Genomic DNA, 16,376 nt, shown 5'->3' on the forward strand with positions numbered 1-16,376 from the left:
CTTGACCTGCCACATACAGAGGAGTACAATGTACATGTTATCATATTGTACCACGAAGAGAGATACCGAGGAAGTGCAGCTAAATAGAGAATCTGCAATTCTTGTCAGGGAAATCTCAGAAATAAGGGAGGGTAAAAGACTTGTCGAAAGAATCAGATTTTTTCTTGCGCCGACTACATTCGTTGTTAGGTGTTATTCCAGTCGGACTATTTGTTGCCCAACACTTAGTCATCAACCACTTTGCAACGCGCGGTGAAGAAGCATTCAACACTGCATCTAACTTTATGGGCAACTTGCCATTTGTTACATTCTTGGAATGGTTCATCATCTATATTCCATTAATGTTCCACGCTTTTTATGGAGTGTACATAGCTTTTTCTGCGAAATATAACGTGAACCATTACGGCACATTCCGTAACTGGATGTTTACGCTGCAACGTTTTACTGGCGTATTCCTAGTGATCTTCATCGCATGGCACGTGTATGAAACACGTATCCAAAAAGCTCTTGGTGCAACAGTAGACTATAACATGATGGCGGATATCTTATCGAATCCACTTATGCTTGTATTCTATATTGTTGGAATCCTATCTGCGACTTTCCACTTGGCAAACGGACTTTGGTCTTTCTGTGTCACTTGGGGTATCGCTCAATCACCAAATTCACAAAAAATCGTTTCTTATATTACAATGATCGTATTCTTAGTACTTTCAGTAATCGGAATTCAAGCACTTTTAGCTTTCGTTTAATCAACTAACTTATGAAAACATGTATAATTGAGGAGTGAAACAATAATGGCAAAAGGCAGATTGATTGTCGTCGGTGGAGGGTTAGCTGGTTTAATGGCTACCATCAAAGCAGCAGAAGCTGGCACACCGGTTGACTTGTTCTCGCTAGTCCCAGTGAAACGTTCCCACTCCGTATGTGCCCAAGGTGGCATTAACGGTGCTGTTAACACGAAAGGTGAAGGCGACTCAGTCGATATTCACTTTGATGATACGGTTTACGGCGGAGACTTCCTAGCGAATCAAAAACCAGTGCAAGCAATGACGGCAGCAGCTCCTGGGATCATCCATTTATTAGACCGTATGGGCGTTATGTTCAACCGTACACCAGAAGGTCTTTTGGATTTCCGTCGTTTCGGTGGTACACTTCACCACCGTACAGCTTATGCAGGTGCTACAACAGGACAACAATTACTGTATGCTCTTGATGAACAAGTTCGTTCACACGAGGTAGCAGGGTTAGTGAAAAAGTATGAGCACTGGGAATTCCTTGGAATCATCACTGACGAAGAGGGAATTTGCCGTGGGATTAGAGCGCAAGACTTAAAGACCATGGAAATCCAAGCATTTAAAGCGGATGCTGTTATCATGGCGACAGGCGGACCTGGAATTATTTTCGGTAAATCAACAAACTCTGTAATCAATACAGGTTCTGCAGCTTCAATCGTCTATCAGCAAGGTGCATATTATGCAAACGGAGAATTCATCCAAATTCACCCGACTGCGATTCCTGGCGATGACAAACTTCGTCTAATGAGTGAATCCGCACGTGGTGAAGGTGGACGAGTTTGGACTTATAAAGATGGTAAGCCGTGGTACTTCCTAGAGGAAAAGTATCCCGATTACGGTAACTTGGTTCCACGTGATATCGCGACACGTGAGATTTTTGATGTCTGCGTAAACCAAAAATTAGGTATCAATGGAGAGAACATGGTGTATTTGGACCTTTCTCACAAGGACCCTAAAGAATTGGATATCAAACTTGGTGGGATCATCGAGATTTATGAGAAATTCACAGGGGACGACCCTCGTAAATTGCCAATGAAAATCTTCCCGGCTGTTCACTATTCAATGGGTGGACTATGGGTTGACGATCATCAGCAGACGAACATTCCAGGACTATTTGCTGCTGGGGAGTGTGATTATTCTCAGCACGGAGCAAACCGCCTAGGTGCGAACTCATTGCTATCTGCAATCTATGGCGGGATGGTCGCAGGACCAAACGCTATCGATTATATGAAGCACTTGAAGCGTACAGCTGACGAACTGCCTGAAACTATTTATGATGAAGCAGTCAAAGAAGAGCAGCAAAAATGGGAAGACTTGCTCAAAATGGATGGTACGGAAAATGCGTATGTCATCCACAGAGAGCTTGGCGAATTGATGACTGATAATGTTACAGTTGTTCGTTTTAATGATAAGTTAAAAGAAACTGACGAGAAGATTGTCGAGTTGCTTAAGCGCTATGAAAATATCAGCATGACGGATACACAACAGTGGTCTAACCAAGGCGCAATGTTTACTCGTCAGTTGAAAAACATGCTATACCTAGCTCGTGTTATCACATTAGGCGCATTGAACCGTGATGAAAGCCGTGGTGCACATTATAAGCCTGAGTTCCCGAATCGTGATGACGAGAACTTCTTGAAGACAACAATGGCGAAATTTGACGGAGTATCTGCACCGATCATAACGTATGAAGATGTAGATGTTTCCCTAATTCCTCCACGTAAACGCGATTATTCAGCGAAGAAAGGAGATTGACCAAAGTGAGTGAACAACAAACAGCAACTGCAACTAAGACAGTCGTGTTTGAGATTCAGCGTCAGGACACTGCTACTTCAACGCCATACATGGAAAAGTTTGAGATTCCTTACCGTCCGAATATGAACGTTATTTCGGCGCTAATGGAAATCAGACGGAATCCAGTGAACGCAAAAGGTGAAAAAACAACACCTGTTAACTGGGATATGAACTGTTTGGAAGAAGTATGTGGTGCATGTTCCATGGTAATCAACGGTCGCCCGCGTCAATCTTGTACAGCGCTAGTCGATCAGTTGACACAGCCAATTAAACTAGAGCCAATGCGTACATTCCCAGTTGTCCGTGACTTGATCGTGGACCGTGAATTCATGTTTGATTCATTGAAGCGAATTAAAGCGTGGGTACCAATCGACGGTACGTATGATTTAGGTGAAGGTCCACGTATGCCTGAGCGTAAACGTCAATGGGCGTATGAGTTATCTAAGTGTATGACATGCGGTGTATGTCTGGAAGCTTGTCCGAACGTAAACGACAAGACGAATTTCATGGGACCTGCTTTGATGTCACAGGTTCGTCTATTCAACTCTCACCCAACAGGTGCGATGAACAAAGACGAGCGTTTGGCAACAGTCATGTCAGACGGTGGAATCACAGAGTGTGGTAACTCACAAAACTGTGTAGTTGCTTGCCCTAAAGGTATTCCATTGACTACATCTATCGGTGCAATCGGTAGAGCAACAACAATTCAGATGTTCAAGAACTTCTTCGGAAGTGACCATCAAGTAGACTAATATCAAAACAAGACGACTTGCCTAATAGGTAAGTCGTCTTTTATTTGTCCTAAAATGATTGATTAAAGGTAAGGCAGTGCCAACCACTCGTAGCCAAGTTGGTTGACGTCTACCATTTTTTTGATATAATAAAAGAATGAATATTCATTCACTTATATAAGGGGGTATTTTGATATGAAAGCAAACTATATTGAGGATTTGGATAAATGGAAAGAGGATTTTCAGTTCTTTTCAGAAGTATCGGTGCGTTTCTCTGAGACGGATATGTACGGACATTTGAATAATACGTCTGTTTTTACGTACTTTGAATACGCACGCATAGAATATTTTAAGTCTTTGAACTGTATGGAGAAGTGGATGAATCCGAAAGGGGAGACAATTCCGATCGTCGCTGATTTGCAATGTGATTACAGGAAACAAGTCTTCTTTGACGAAAAGCTAAGGGTCTTTGTGAAAACCCACAAGATGGGAAATAGCTCAATGGATCTGCATTATATGGGGAAAAATGAACACGATGAAATTGTCTTTACGGGCAGGGGGACAGTCGTGCAAATCAACCGAAAGTCCGGACAGCCTGTGGCATGGTCGGAAGAAGAACTGGGAGTATACTTGCAAAACTCGTAAAAGCCTACACAGACGCGCCCGCGCTCACATATCTTATGTGGAAAGCGTAAAGAGGAGGGGCGCATCTTGGATGAAATGCAAAACCGTTCTTTATTGACGAATCGAGAACGACAAATATTTACTTTACTCGTTGAAGACTTTACCACAAAAGAAATTGCAGGGCAGTTGACGATCAGTGAAAAAACTGTCCGGAATCACATTTCGAATACAATTCAAAAGCTTGGTGTATCGGGCCGGGCGCAAGCAATTGTAGAATTACTTCGGTTGGGTGAATTGCGTTTGAACTAATTTTTATTGAAAGCGTATGAAATTTGGCGTATTTTTGATCAATAGGTGTCCACAAATCCCTCTCTGCTGGTAGATTGCATGAAAAACTGTTGCGTTCATCATTGAAAAAGGTACAATGAAAAGACAGGAATCATTTCAGGGAGCTGATTTTTTGTCGAACGAACAGAAAAGCCTGTTGCATGGGATCGCATTGATGGAAAAAGATCTGCGGCATGTTGCAGCGATCATCAAAGAGCAAGGACGTAAAATCTTAAAAAATTATACGATAACGCCTCCTCAATTTAGCGCTCTTCAATGGCTGCTGGAGCACGGAGATATGACGATCGGTGACTTATCCAATAAAATGTTTTTGGCATTCAGTACGACAACGGACTTGGTGGACCGAATGGAAAGCAGTCAGTTGGTGAAACGAGTACGCGATGACAAAGATCGACGGGTTGTTCGGGTTCATTTGTTACCAGAAGGAGAACGAATCATTGAGGAAGTCATAGAAAAAAGGCAGCAGTATTTGCAGGAAGTACTCAAAAATCATGATAAGCAGGAAATTGAACAATTTTCGGCTCTGCTAGCTAAATTACATGAAGAGATGACTAGAGATTGAGGGATTATAGTGAATGCACCTATTGGAGTTATTGATTCGGGTGTCGGCGGTTTAACGGTCGTACGAGAGTTGCGAAAGTTTTTACCGAATGAACCCATTATTTACATTGGCGATGATGCACGTTGTCCATATGGGCCAAGACCATCAGAGGAAGTGTTGGAATTTACCATGGATATGGTGAAGAGTTTGGCAGATATGGGCATTAAAATGTTAGTGATAGCATGTAATACAGCGACTGCGATTGCTTTAGAGGAAGTCCGACATCAATTCGACTTTCCGGTGATCGGCGTTATTCAGCCAGGAGCAAGAGCGGCTTTAAAGGCGTCTCAAACTAGCGAGATTGCAGTATTAGGTACTCTTGGCACAGTGAAAAGTAAGGCGTATGATCAAGCAATTCATATGCAGCAGCCTGACGCAACGGTCCATTCATTGGCTTGTCCTGAGTTTGTTCCGATCGTTGAAAATGGGGAGTATCGCTCTCCAGCAGCCAAAGTAATTGTGGATCAAACCTTACAGCCATTGCACAAAGAGTCGTTTGATACGGTCATACTTGGCTGTACGCATTACCCGTTACTGCAAGAACATATCGAAGAGCATTTCCAACAGCAGAAGCGTATTATTTCTTCTGCTGTGGAAACCGTTGCGGACGTTGAAAGTATTTTACGCAAGCAGCAGATGTTGTCTGTCTCCGCAGTAGAACCGATTTTCTATACGACCGGTTTAAAAGAAAAGTTTCAGTCAATCGTTGAAGATTGGCTGAGCATTCAGAAACCGGATGTACGCACGATACAGTTTTGAGAATAGCGGAATTCACCCGAAAACAGTTACTCGTTTTCGGGTTTTTACTGTTCTTATGGTAAGATAGGTTGAATGTTTATTTATATGGACAAAATAATAAAAATGGTACATAACGGAGGATATAGCATGCGACATGATGGCAGAACAACTGAAGATATTCGTACAGTGACGATAGAGAAAGATTATTTAATCCACCCGGAAGGCTCGGTGTTGATCTCAGTTGGAAATACGAAAGTGATTTGTACGGCTACGATTGAAGATCGGGTACCACCATTTCTACGAGGCAGCGGAAAAGGCTGGATATCAGCGGAGTATTCCATGCTTCCGCGGGCAACAGGACAGCGGACAATCCGTGAATCTTCTCGCGGTAAGGTAGGCGGCCGCACAATGGAAATCCAACGTTTGATCGGCCGTGCTTTACGTGCGGTTGTAGATTTGGATGCAATCGGTGAACGGACGATTTGGATTGATTGTGACGTGATCCAAGCTGATGGCGGCACACGGACTTCTTCCATTACCGGCGCGTTTGTTGCGTTAGTGATTGCTGCGAATAAATTGCAGGTCGAAAAGCAATTGCCGACTTTCCCGGTTCGTGATTTTCTAGCGGCTACAAGCGTTGGTAAGCTTGCGGACGGACAACTCATTACGGATCTTGACTATGTAGAGGATTCATCGGCAGACGTCGATATGAATGTCGTAATGACAGGAGAAGGACAATTTGTCGAACTCCAAGGTACAGGGGAAGAAGCTACGTTCTCACGAGCAGAGATGAATGACCTATTAACACTTGCAGAACAGGGAATCGAACGGTTGATCAAGATTCAAAAAGAAACGTTAGGGGAGCTAGCGAATAAAGTCGGACAGCGGGCAGGCGATGCACAATGAAAGAAGTATTGATTGCGACAAATAACCGCGGAAAAGCGAAGGATTTTGAGGTGCTGTTTAGCCCTCTTGGAATTAAGGTTTTTACTTTACAGGATCTAGACGAATCAATCGATGTGGAAGAGACGGGCACGACGTTTGCGGAGAATGCGATCTTGAAGGCCGAAACGGTAGCGAACATGCTCGATAAGGTGGTCATAGCAGACGACAGCGGATTGGAGGTAGACGCCCTAAAAGGAGAGCCAGGCGTCTACTCTGCACGCTATGCGGGCGAACCGTCAAACGATGAAGCGAATATCGATAAGTTGCTGGCGAATCTTTCTGATGTGCCTGCAGCCGATCGTCAGGCGCGTTTTAGATGTGTGTTGGCGATCGCTGGGCCTGACGTGGAGACAACGACATTCTCAGGCAGCTGCGAGGGTGTTATTACGGCGGAAAGACAAGGCATAAACGGCTTTGGCTATGATCCGGTATTTTATGTACCGAAAAAAGAGAAGACGATGGCACAGTTAACAGCCGAAGAAAAAAGCGCAATTTCTCATCGGGGTGCAGCGTTAGCACAATTAAAAGAACATCTTTTAGAATTCCTTAAAAGTTTAGGTGATAATGAATGAAAATTATTGTATTAAGTGATTCGCATGGTGATACGGCAACTGTTCAGCAGATTGCCGCATTGCCGGCGGATGCTATATTTCATTGTGGAGATAGCGAATTAGCAGCAGATCATCCCTTGCTTGCAGATTTACATTGTGTTCGAGGCAATTGCGACCTCGACAGCCGTCTACCAGCCTCTCTATTGGAGAAGGTAGGGGATGAATCAGTATTTGCTGTACATGGCCATGAACATGATGTGAAGCGCTCTTTACTTACGCTTTCTTATGCGACAGCCGAACAGCAAGCGACCATTGCGTTATTCGGCCATTCTCATTTATATGGAGCAGAACTGATCAACGGTGTATTATTCGTCAATCCCGGCAGCACAACACAGCCACGCGGCGGCAGGGAAGCAACATATGCGGTGATTGAGACAGGAGAAAAGTACACAGTCAACTTTTATACTATGCAAAATCATCTAGTAGATCAAATAGTTTTAGAAAAATAAAATATAGTGTTGACTTTTATTTAAGTCATGCCTATAATAGTTCTTGTGCCTGAGTTATTCAGGTGTTTGTCTCAGTAGCTCAGCTGGATAGAGCAACGCCCTTCTAAGGCGTCGGTCGGGGGTTCGAATCCCTCCTGGGACGTTTTTGAGTAAAAATGGAATACGATAAGAAAATCAAAGAAGACCACAAACGTTGATATAATAGCGTTTGTGGTCATTTTTGTTTTTTTTAGATATACTTTCTGTAAATACATAGTTATATTTTAAAATCCTCACTTGTTTGTTCCGATAAATTATCGTATATATCATCTGTATAACAACAGGAACTTTTCCACTCGTTTACTGTTGTAGTAATGAGATACTGAATTATTGTCATCATGAATATATTACGTGCGGTATCCTTTTATTCTATGAATTTATGTTAGTATGGACATAGTTAATCTCTTTGTTAAGATGCTGCGAATATTAATATAAGTTTTTGATAAATTAAAATGTATTTTACTGTAAAGGGGAATTAGTTATGCCTAATTTAACAGGAAAAGTTGTGTTAGTAACTGGAGCAAATAGGGGGCAGGGAAGGGACATAGCGAAACATTTAGCATCACTTGGAGCAAAAGTTGCCTTAGGCGCAAGGGATATAGAAAAAGTGAAGGCTCTCTCATTAGAAATTGGAGAGGATAAATGCCTTCCGCTACAATTAGATGTAACGAAGGAAGAAGATTGGATATCTGCTGTGAACTCTATTATTTCTACTTATAAAAAGGTGGATGTACTTGTTAATAATGCTGGAGTTTTTATGAAAAAACCAATATTAGATACTACCGTTGAAGACTTTCAAGAATTAATCAATGTGAATCAGTTGGGGGTTTTTAGAGGAATAAAGGCAGTTGCTCCATTTATGCAAAAACAACAAAATGGGTCAATTATCAATAATGTTTCCATATCTTCTTTTGCACCAATTAATCAATCCGCAGCTTATGCCGCTACAAAGGCAGCAGTTTCCAACCTTTCGAAATCAGCTGCAATAGAATTAGGCAGAAAGGGAATTAGAGTAAATGTAGTCCATCCAGGTGTTATTGAGACAGATATGGTCAGTAACAATACATTAAATTTAGATCGTGATGCCATCCCTTTAGGGAGAATGGGAAAGGCGAATGATATTGCCAATGTAATTGCTTTTCTTGCTTCCGATCAGAGCGCTTATTGTAATGGAACTGAAATTGTTGTTGATGGAGGTTTGACGCTAGGAACAGATATTTAATATTATGCTTGTTAATTAACCATAAAGATCCATTTGAAACATGTATAAAGCAGCTGGGAAGACACGGACTTAGATTATTTTTTTAAAGATTTTTATTTAGGTATACAAACAATACTGTATATATTGACACATAAGGTTTCGCGTAGGTCCACCGGAGATGTAATACGAACGATGAAAGAACGTTAAGAAATCGACGTTCTTTTTTATATATAGTTTAAACACTTGTCCTACAAAATTAAGGATAAGAAGGAGTGATTATTAGTGGCTCGAAAAAAATATCAAAATTCAGATCCAACAGCAACAATCAGTTCACTGAAAGATGTTATACGTTGGCAAAAAGAGCGAATGGGAAAGAAAAAAGATCAAAGTTATCGGATCGGCCAGGCAGAATGTAAACAACAGGAATTTTTGAGAAGTAATAAAAACGAAACAACGCTTACATGGATTGGCCATTCGACATTCCTACTGCAAATCGCTGGGCTGACGATTGTAACGGATCCTGTATGGGCAAAAAAAATGGGGTTCAGTCCAAGACTTGAAGAACCGGGCATTGCTTTGGAAGAAATGCCGTCCATAGATGTTATTTTACTTTCACATGCGCATTATGATCATCTGCATGTTCCCTCGTTGAAAAAACTCAAAGGCTCGCCAACCGTTCTCGTACCAGAAGGTTTCGGTCGTAAAATGCAAAAGATAATGCCTGGAAAAATTGTACATGAGCTGCCGTGGTGGGGATATGTCAAGATTGATTCCGTTGAATTCCACTTTGTGCCTGCTCAGCACTGGAATCGTCGCACGCTGTCTGACACGAATTCGTCCCATTGGGGAGGGTGGGTAATCAAACGTTCTGAAGCGGCTTTAGCCGAAGGGATGCAAGAGAACGATGCGATCTACTTTGCAGGAGACAGTGGATATTTTCAAGGCTTCCGTGAAGTTGGAGAGAGATTCCCAGATATCACCTATGCCCTTATGCCGATTGGAGCGTACGAACCAGAATGGTTTATGGGTACACAGCATGTAACGCCTGAAGAAGCAGTGCAGGCTTTTCTTGATGTAGACGCAAAGATTTTTATACCGATGCATTACGGGGCTTTTCGTTTAGCGGACGATACGACAGAAGAAGCACTGAATCGACTGCTGGCAGAGTGGGATCAAAAAAAACTGCCTAGTGATCGATTGCAATTGCTACAGCACGGAGAGACATTAGTCCATGCGAGAACTAAAACTACTTGGGATCGTAATCTTTCCCAGCATGTTTACCTATAAATAGACACGAAATTATCTTCCAATTCAGCTGAATGGAAGATTTTTTTGTAGAGGAAAGCAAGTATTTAGCGATTTGGATGGAAGGTAGAATGCTTTTTGGAGACCTTATGAAAACTATTCATCCACGAAATTGCAAAACTATAAAGACAGTAACGCGGTGAACCTATCAATTATACTGACACAAAGTCTAAAAGTTATATTGATTATTTTTATTTCGACGAACTATAAAGAGCGTTATCTAAAAAATACTTAAGCTTAGTAATATCTAGAAAATGAATGTAGCCCTGGTCATAATAAATCATTTCTTCTGCTTTCCATTGATTGATTATCTTATAGACGGTAACCCGGGATGTACCGATAAAGCGAGCTAGAGAAACTTGGCTTAATTTTACTTTAAAATCATTTTCTCGTAAGTGAAGCTTATACAGAAGATGAGCTAGTCTATAGTCAGCCGGTGCATTTAGAATGGATGTTGTCTCTGCCAACAACCGGACTTTTACTATTAAAGAATTCATCAACATATTGGCGGCTTCTGGAATATCTACACAAAGAAGATCAAAATCTTTTTTTGAAAAAAAATAAAGCGTTGAAGGAATAGTACTTGATGCTGTGGTAAAGTAGGGATTATGATTAAAGCCTTGTTCTCCTAGTAAATCCCCTGGCATTACATAATCGATATCCCTCTCGCTTCCTTGGTTGGATAAAAGACTGATTCTCACTTCGCCTTTTTCAAGATAGTAGAAGCCTTGACCAATTTCACCTTGACGAAATAATACAGTGTTTTTATTAACATCAATCCTTTTTCCGTATCCACTATTAATAATATTTTTCCAAGTATATTGCTGTTCATTCAACAGTTATCACCTCTATTAAGAAATGGATAGAAAACACTGCATAAAGAATTGGTACATTTTACTTTATTTTATCAGATAATACTGATAACTACAATATTGTATGTAAATCGAATATAATTTAATATACTAGAACTTTCAGTCAAATAGTTGTCCTCATCGTTTGCGTATGTATAGTGTTTTACAAATGACTTTTCTACCAATCGTATAGGAGGGTTTTTATGTTTGATTCGTATCTTAAAGAAGGTAAGAGAATGTTTTTAAAAAAGAATACAGTGGTGTATGAACAAGGAACAAAAGGCGCTGGATTTTATTATGTTGCAGACGGCATGGTAAAAATGAGCATGAAAGTGTTCGAAGGAAAAGAAAGGATACTTGAACTTGTTGATAGCGGAAAAACATTCGGTGAATTATCAATAGATCGTAAATGTTATGTTTCATCTGCTATCACAATGGAAAACTCAGTCATTTACTACTTGGAATATAATAAAATTCAAGAGCTAGTTATGAAAGATAAAAGTGTTCGGAATATGTTTTATAGTTCAGTAATCGATAAGTTAAAACAACTTGGCGATATTATTCAGTATAAATCTCTTTCTGTAGAAGAACAGTTAGCACATTTATTGATAGGCATTTGCCGTGAAAATAATCATTATGAAATCCCTCTTAATCAACAACAACTAACGAATTACACGGGCTTGACGCGTATAACAATTTATAAAATTACAAAGGAATGGAATGAAAAGAAACTTATAATAAAAAAAGAAGGTAAGCTGTTTATTCGGTGTCCGAAAAAGCTATTAGAATATGTAAGCGCTCTCTAGTAAATGGAGAGCGTTTTTCTATTTAAGTGGACTAATAGTAATCGACAGCAACTGAAAAGATAAAAGATGTTAATAGGTTAACGGAAAAAGTAAGTGAGTGACGTTACTATAAATATATAAGAGATCATAACAATTGTCATGAAGGTAAAGAGAGGGGTTTAATGTGATGACTACAAAGGATGCAGCAATCTTAAAAAGCCTGGACGAGCAGAAAGAGAGACAGCCGAGCAAGTATACAACGAGTACGGCGTTTTTAGAATCACTACAAGAAGCTGGGGTTTCATATATTTTTGCCAACTTGGGAAGCGACCATCCAGCAATAATTGAGAGTTTAGCGCAAGCAAAAAAAGATAATAAAAAACTGCCTAAGTTGATTACTTGTCCCCACGAAATGGTTGCGATGAGTGCTGCACATGGCTATGCACAGCTAACAGGTGAACCGCAAGCCGTCTTGGTTCACGTGGAATGTGGAACGCAAAACATTGGGGGGGCAATTCATAATGCCTTCAAAGGAAGAATCCCCGTACTTGTCTTTGCAGGTGCTTCTCCGTATACGCAAGAAAATGAATTGTTAGGAAGTAGAAATGAGTTTATTCATTGGATTCAAGACGTATTTGATCAACGCGGAATCATGCGAGGATATTCAAAGTATGATAACGAAATTCGCACTGGTAAAAATGTTAAACAACTCGTTCACCGTGCTTTGCAATTCGCTAAAAGCGAGCCAAGAGGTCCTGTTTATTTGATGGGTCCGCGTGAAGCAATGGAAGAAGTAACTGAACCCATAACGATTAATACAGATCTTTGGGAACCGATATCTCCTAGCGCAATCCCGCCAAAAGATATCGAGGAAATAGCCGAAGATTTAACGAGGTCCAAAAAACCACTTATCATTACATCTTATTTAGGAAGAAATCCGGCAGCTGTTGGAGATCTTGTGCAATTGAGTAACCGTTTGGCGATACCTGTAATCGAATCGGTATCCAATGCGATGAATTTCCCAGCGGATCATCCGATGCATTGCGGTCATCAATGGAATACTGCAGAGCAAAATGAACTGCTGGCGGAAGCTGATTTTGTCCTTGTATTAGATAGCGATGTGCCGTGGATTCCTATGAAAAATAAACCATCAGAAGAAGCGACAATTTATTATATTGACATGGATCCATTGAAGGAGGAAATGCCGTTATGGTATATCCCTTCCAAAAGTTTTTTTAAAGCAGACACAAAAGTAGCGCTTCAACAATTAAATGAGCAGCTTAACAGTGTGCAAATATGTGAAGAAACAATCCAGAGCCGCAGAGAGAAAATTACTGCAATTCATGAGGAAAATAAAGCAGAGAATCTTCGTTTAGAAGAACCCACAGAAAATGTGATTACACCTGAATACCTCAGCGCATGTGTTCGTGAAATTATTGATGAAGACACGATTGTGTTGAACGAGGGCATTTCAAATTATAAAACGATTTGTACTCATATTGGCCCTAGAAAACCCGGTACACTCCATGGAAGTGGTGCAGGCTCGTTAGGGTGGAACGGGGGCGCAGCGATTGGGATGAAGCTGGCTAATCCGGATAAAACAGTTGTCAGCCTAACAGGTGACGGTTCTTACCTGTTTAGCATTCCATCCGTCGTCCATTGGATGGCTCGAAAGTACAATACTCCATTCCTAACAGTAATTTATAACAATACTGGATGGAAATCACCGAAACTTTCGACATTAGGAGTGCATCCCGACGGCATTGCAAATGCTATGGATGAATTCGGAGTAAACTTTGATCCTCCCGCTGACTTGGCTAAAATAGCGGAGGCTGCAGGTAACGCATTTGCGCTAATAGTGACAAAACCCGAAGAGTTAAAAATTGCATTAGATGAGGCGTTTAAAGTGGTAAAAGAAGGTCGTGCCGCTGTAGTAGATGTAATGATTCCGACAGTTTAACTATTTAATTTCCAACGGACTGAAAACTGGAAAAATGTTAATAGGTTAACAATCTTTAAAGTTAATAAGATATAAAATGAAGTAAGCAATAAATATTAAATGGAAGATACGGGGGTAATAGGATGGATGTTCAATCGCAAGTATTACACAAAACATCGCATGATCAATCACACGTATTAAGCCAATTACTAGGAAGTATTGTAAATGATTCAATTGAAGTCGTAGATATGACGCAAGTATTGAACGAAGATACACCAGTAATTCAACTTCCAGAACCATTTAAGAACACGGGCGGTTTTCAGTTTAAACAGCTTTCTAAATACGATGAAACAGGGCCTGTATGCTATTGGAATGATTTTGTCGCAGGTGAGCACTGTGGTACACATTTCGATGCACCGAATCATTGGGTAACAGGCAGAGAAAATGCAAGTGTAGATAAGATCCCAGTAAAAAATCTGATTGGAGAAGCACGAGTCATTAATATTAAAGAAAAGTGTATAGAGAACCCGGATTATTGTTTAACAGTTGAAGATATAGAAGAATACGAAGCAGAATTCGGACAAATACCTAAGCATTCCTGGGTATTGCTATATACGGGTTGGGCGGAGTATCTAAACAGTGAAAAATATTTCAATACAGATAGAGATGGTTTGTCACATACGCCTGGATTTACACCGGAAGCATCCCGTTTTCTTGTCGAACGCGATATTTTAGGAGTAGGTGTAGAGACAGTAGGCACTGATGCGGGGATTGCCCATACTTTCGATCCTCCATTTCCAAGCCATCATATTATGCACCAAGCAAATAAATATGGTTTAGCACAGTTGACGAACGTTGATAAGCTTCCGCCTAAAGGAGCGGTCCTAATTGCGGCCCCGTTAAAAATAGAAAATGGGAGTGGAAGCCCAATTAGAGCCATCGCTTTAGTTTAATGCAGTGCTAAATTTAAACCCGATAAAAAATAGATAAACCCCAGAATAAATTGTTGATTTTATATTAATGGAGGAGATTTATATGCAAACAATTAAAGCAAACACAAACGAAATCACATTAGATAGCCAATACGGTTCTTTTATTAATGGTGAATTTGTTGAGTCGGCAAATGGTTATATTGATGCAATTAATCCAGCAACCGGTGCCGTACTGTCCAAAATAGCTAGAGGGAATAAAGAAGATGTGGACCTTGCAGTAAAGGCTGCAAATGAAGCATTTAAAACATGGTCAACTCTATCAGTGGAAGAACGTGCAGCATATCTTCACAAAGTTGCGGACGCACTAGAAGAAAACACAGCACGATTGTCTATGATTGAATGCTTAGATACAGGCCGTCCTATAAATGAATTTGGGCTAGATTATGATATTGCAGTAAAACAATTCCGATACTTCGCTTCTGCGATTTTAACTTATGAAGGTACTTCAAGACCACTTCCTAATGGTCAGTTGATTGTACAGAAAGATCCTTTAGGTGTTTGTGCACAAATTATTCCATGGAATGTTCCGATGATAATGGTTTCTTTCAAACTGGCACCTGCTCTTGCAGCAGGTAACACAATTGTCATGAAGCCCGCTGAAGATGCGAGTTTATCTACTTTGGAATTTGCTAAAATCCTTAAAGATATTCTACCGAAAGGCGTCGTGAACTTTGTTACAGGTTACGGTATTGAGGCCGGAGATGCGCTTATTAACCATAAGGATGTTCATAAACTTTCTTTTACGGGCAGTGTAGGCGTAGGCCGGTTAGTTGGTAAGATAGCTGGTGAAAGACTGTTGCCGGTAACTCTTGAATTGGGTGGAAAGTCTCCGCATATCGTCTTCCCAGACGTCAATATTGATGATGCTGTAGAAAACACTACTCTAGGTTACTGCTTATTTAATGGACAAAGTTGTATTCTTGGTTCTCGTTTATTCGTCCATGACGATATCTATGATGAATTTGTTGAGAAGTTAGTTGCAAGAGCAAAAGAAGTTAAAGTGGGCGATCCAACTGATCCATCTACTCGAGTCAGTGCGCTTATCAATGAAAAGCAGGGAAAACGTGTATTAGGCTATATTGATATCGCTAAAGAAGAAGGAGCAAAACTTTTAGCAGGAGGCAACCGCGTAACTGTTCCTAATAATGAACACGGTTACTTCATAGAACCGACGATTTTTGAAGCAACGAATGAGATGAGAATTTCACAAGAAGAGATTTTCGGACCCGTGATTACAGTTATGCGTTGGAATGATGTGGATACGGTCATTAAAGAAGCAAATGATGTGGAGTACGGTTTGGCGGCGGGTATTATGACGAATGATTTTAAGGCCGCATTGGATACTGCACAAAAAATGCAGGCTGGAAGTGTCTGGATTAATCAATATTTTAACTTCCAAACAGGAGCCCCTTTTGGAGGTTACAAAGACAGTGGCGTAGGAAGAGAATATGGCAAGGAAGCCTTAAGTGAATATACGCAAACAAAGACAATAGCGGCGAATTTCAACTTACCGCCGGCTGGTTTTTTTAAATAAGTCGTTTGTATTTGAAGGATCTTTGTGTAAGAAATTTTGAATGTTTAAGCATTCATAATGATATCATGTACCAGTATCCGCCAATGACAGAGGGG

The 16,376-nt window shown here is 40.6% G+C and carries 17 protein-coding genes and 1 tRNA gene; 17 read left to right on the forward strand and 1 reads right to left on the reverse strand.

The window, feature by feature from the left end; genetic code table 11:
- Positions 1–140: 140 nt before the first annotated feature.
- The 13 genes from H7J92_RS08565 to H7J92_RS08625 all read left to right on the forward strand — a co-directional run bounded on the left by H7J92_RS08565 (position 141) and on the right by H7J92_RS08625 (position 10,162).
- Positions 141–749 (forward strand): succinate dehydrogenase cytochrome b558 subunit, encoded by a 609-nt coding sequence (locus H7J92_RS08565; protein WP_009497575.1) that lies wholly within the window; start codon positions 141–143, stop codon positions 747–749.
- 45 nt (positions 750–794) lie between these two features.
- Positions 795–2,549, forward strand: a complete 1,755-nt coding sequence (sdhA, locus tag H7J92_RS08570; RefSeq protein ID WP_009497574.1) for a succinate dehydrogenase flavoprotein subunit — start codon at positions 795–797, stop codon at positions 2,547–2,549.
- Positions 2,546–3,340: a succinate dehydrogenase iron-sulfur subunit gene (gene sdhB, locus H7J92_RS08575; protein ID WP_009497573.1), complete on the forward strand. Its 795-nt coding sequence runs from the start codon at positions 2,546–2,548 to the stop codon at positions 3,338–3,340. The genes sdhA and sdhB overlap by 4 nt, the downstream gene beginning before the upstream one ends.
- Before the next feature lie 174 nt (positions 3,341–3,514).
- Positions 3,515–3,964, forward strand: coding sequence for an acyl-CoA thioesterase (locus H7J92_RS08580; RefSeq protein ID WP_009497572.1), 450 nt, complete (start codon positions 3,515–3,517; stop codon positions 3,962–3,964).
- 75 nt (positions 3,965–4,039) lie between these two features.
- Positions 4,040–4,252 carry a helix-turn-helix domain-containing protein gene (locus H7J92_RS08585; RefSeq protein ID WP_040759620.1) on the forward strand — a complete coding sequence of 71 codons (213 nt, stop codon included), beginning with the start codon at positions 4,040–4,042 and terminating at the stop codon, positions 4,250–4,252.
- A 193-nt stretch (positions 4,253–4,445) separates the two neighbouring features.
- On the forward strand, positions 4,446–4,853 hold the full coding sequence (locus tag H7J92_RS08590) for a MarR family winged helix-turn-helix transcriptional regulator (protein WP_050804706.1): 408 nt from the start codon (positions 4,446–4,448) through the stop codon (positions 4,851–4,853).
- 9 nt (positions 4,854–4,862) lie between these two features.
- Positions 4,863–5,651 (forward strand): glutamate racemase, encoded by a 789-nt coding sequence (gene racE, locus H7J92_RS08595; protein ID WP_221836490.1) that lies wholly within the window; start codon positions 4,863–4,865, stop codon positions 5,649–5,651.
- 126 nt (positions 5,652–5,777) lie between these two features.
- On the forward strand, positions 5,778–6,536 hold the full coding sequence (gene rph, locus H7J92_RS08600; RefSeq protein ID WP_040759228.1) for a ribonuclease PH: 759 nt from the start codon (positions 5,778–5,780) through the stop codon (positions 6,534–6,536).
- The gene (locus H7J92_RS08605; RefSeq protein ID WP_009497567.1) at positions 6,533–7,147 is read left to right on the forward strand and encodes an XTP/dITP diphosphatase; all 615 of its coding nucleotides are present in this window, start codon (positions 6,533–6,535) and stop codon (positions 7,145–7,147) included. Before rph ends, H7J92_RS08605 begins: the two co-directional genes overlap by 4 nt.
- Positions 7,144–7,635, forward strand: a complete 492-nt coding sequence (locus H7J92_RS08610; protein WP_009497566.1) for a metallophosphoesterase — start codon at positions 7,144–7,146, stop codon at positions 7,633–7,635. The genes H7J92_RS08605 and H7J92_RS08610 overlap by 4 nt, the downstream gene beginning before the upstream one ends.
- 68 nt (positions 7,636–7,703) lie before the next feature.
- Positions 7,704–7,777 (forward strand) — tRNA-Arg (locus tag H7J92_RS08615).
- Between the two features lie 378 nt (positions 7,778–8,155).
- A complete protein-coding gene (locus H7J92_RS08620; protein WP_009497564.1) occupies positions 8,156–8,896 on the forward strand; it encodes an SDR family NAD(P)-dependent oxidoreductase in 741 nt (246 codons plus the stop codon).
- Between the two features lie 261 nt (positions 8,897–9,157).
- On the forward strand, positions 9,158–10,162 hold the full coding sequence (locus H7J92_RS08625) for an MBL fold metallo-hydrolase (RefSeq protein ID WP_009497563.1): 1,005 nt from the start codon (positions 9,158–9,160) through the stop codon (positions 10,160–10,162).
- Positions 10,163–10,371: 209 nt separating this feature from the next.
- Here the strand turns inward: H7J92_RS08625 and H7J92_RS08630 are convergent, their stop codons facing one another.
- A complete protein-coding gene (locus tag H7J92_RS08630; protein WP_078816830.1) occupies positions 10,372–11,016 on the reverse strand; it encodes a Crp/Fnr family transcriptional regulator in 645 nt (214 codons plus the stop codon).
- 218 nt (positions 11,017–11,234) lie between these two features.
- On the opposite strand from H7J92_RS08630, the gene H7J92_RS08635 reads away from it, so the two are divergent.
- From H7J92_RS08635 to H7J92_RS08650, 4 genes are all read left to right on the forward strand, one after another.
- Entirely contained in the window at positions 11,235–11,837 is a 603-nt protein-coding gene (locus tag H7J92_RS08635) for a Crp/Fnr family transcriptional regulator (protein ID WP_009497560.1), read from the forward strand.
- A gap of 166 nt (positions 11,838–12,003) precedes the next feature.
- The gene (locus tag H7J92_RS08640; RefSeq protein WP_009497559.1) at positions 12,004–13,776 is read left to right on the forward strand and encodes a thiamine pyrophosphate-requiring protein; all 1,773 of its coding nucleotides are present in this window, start codon (positions 12,004–12,006) and stop codon (positions 13,774–13,776) included.
- A gap of 122 nt (positions 13,777–13,898) precedes the next feature.
- On the forward strand, positions 13,899–14,708 hold the full coding sequence (locus tag H7J92_RS08645; RefSeq protein ID WP_009497558.1) for a cyclase family protein: 810 nt from the start codon (positions 13,899–13,901) through the stop codon (positions 14,706–14,708).
- A gap of 82 nt (positions 14,709–14,790) precedes the next feature.
- Positions 14,791–16,281, forward strand: a complete 1,491-nt coding sequence (locus H7J92_RS08650) for an aldehyde dehydrogenase family protein (protein ID WP_246602674.1) — start codon at positions 14,791–14,793, stop codon at positions 16,279–16,281.
- Positions 16,282–16,376: the final 95 nt, after the last annotated feature.

Source organism: Sporosarcina aquimarina (assembly GCF_019748715.1).
GTDB classification, from domain to species: Bacteria; Bacillota; Bacilli; order Bacillales_A; family Planococcaceae; genus Sporosarcina; species Sporosarcina newyorkensis.

Coding starts and splice junctions, on each gene's coding strand:
- H7J92_RS08645 (WP_009497558.1), top strand. CDS start 13,899: ATGGATGTTCAATCGCAAGTATTACACAAAACATCGCATGATCAATCA.
- H7J92_RS08580 (WP_009497572.1), top strand. CDS start 3,515: ATGAAAGCAAACTATATTGAGGATTTGGATAAATGGAAAGAGGATTTT.
- H7J92_RS08635 (WP_009497560.1), top strand. CDS start 11,235: ATGTTTGATTCGTATCTTAAAGAAGGTAAGAGAATGTTTTTAAAAAAG.
- H7J92_RS08605 (WP_009497567.1), top strand. CDS start 6,533: ATGAAAGAAGTATTGATTGCGACAAATAACCGCGGAAAAGCGAAGGAT.
- sdhA (WP_009497574.1), top strand. CDS start 795: ATGGCAAAAGGCAGATTGATTGTCGTCGGTGGAGGGTTAGCTGGTTTA.
- H7J92_RS08585 (WP_040759620.1), top strand. CDS start 4,040: ATGCAAAACCGTTCTTTATTGACGAATCGAGAACGACAAATATTTACT.
- H7J92_RS08650 (WP_246602674.1), top strand. CDS start 14,791: ATGCAAACAATTAAAGCAAACACAAACGAAATCACATTAGATAGCCAA.
- H7J92_RS08620 (WP_009497564.1), top strand. CDS start 8,156: ATGCCTAATTTAACAGGAAAAGTTGTGTTAGTAACTGGAGCAAATAGG.
- H7J92_RS08640 (WP_009497559.1), top strand. CDS start 12,004: ATGACTACAAAGGATGCAGCAATCTTAAAAAGCCTGGACGAGCAGAAA.
- H7J92_RS08610 (WP_009497566.1), top strand. CDS start 7,144: ATGAAAATTATTGTATTAAGTGATTCGCATGGTGATACGGCAACTGTT.
- rph (WP_040759228.1), top strand. CDS start 5,778: ATGCGACATGATGGCAGAACAACTGAAGATATTCGTACAGTGACGATA.
- H7J92_RS08590 (WP_050804706.1), top strand. CDS start 4,446: ATGGAAAAAGATCTGCGGCATGTTGCAGCGATCATCAAAGAGCAAGGA.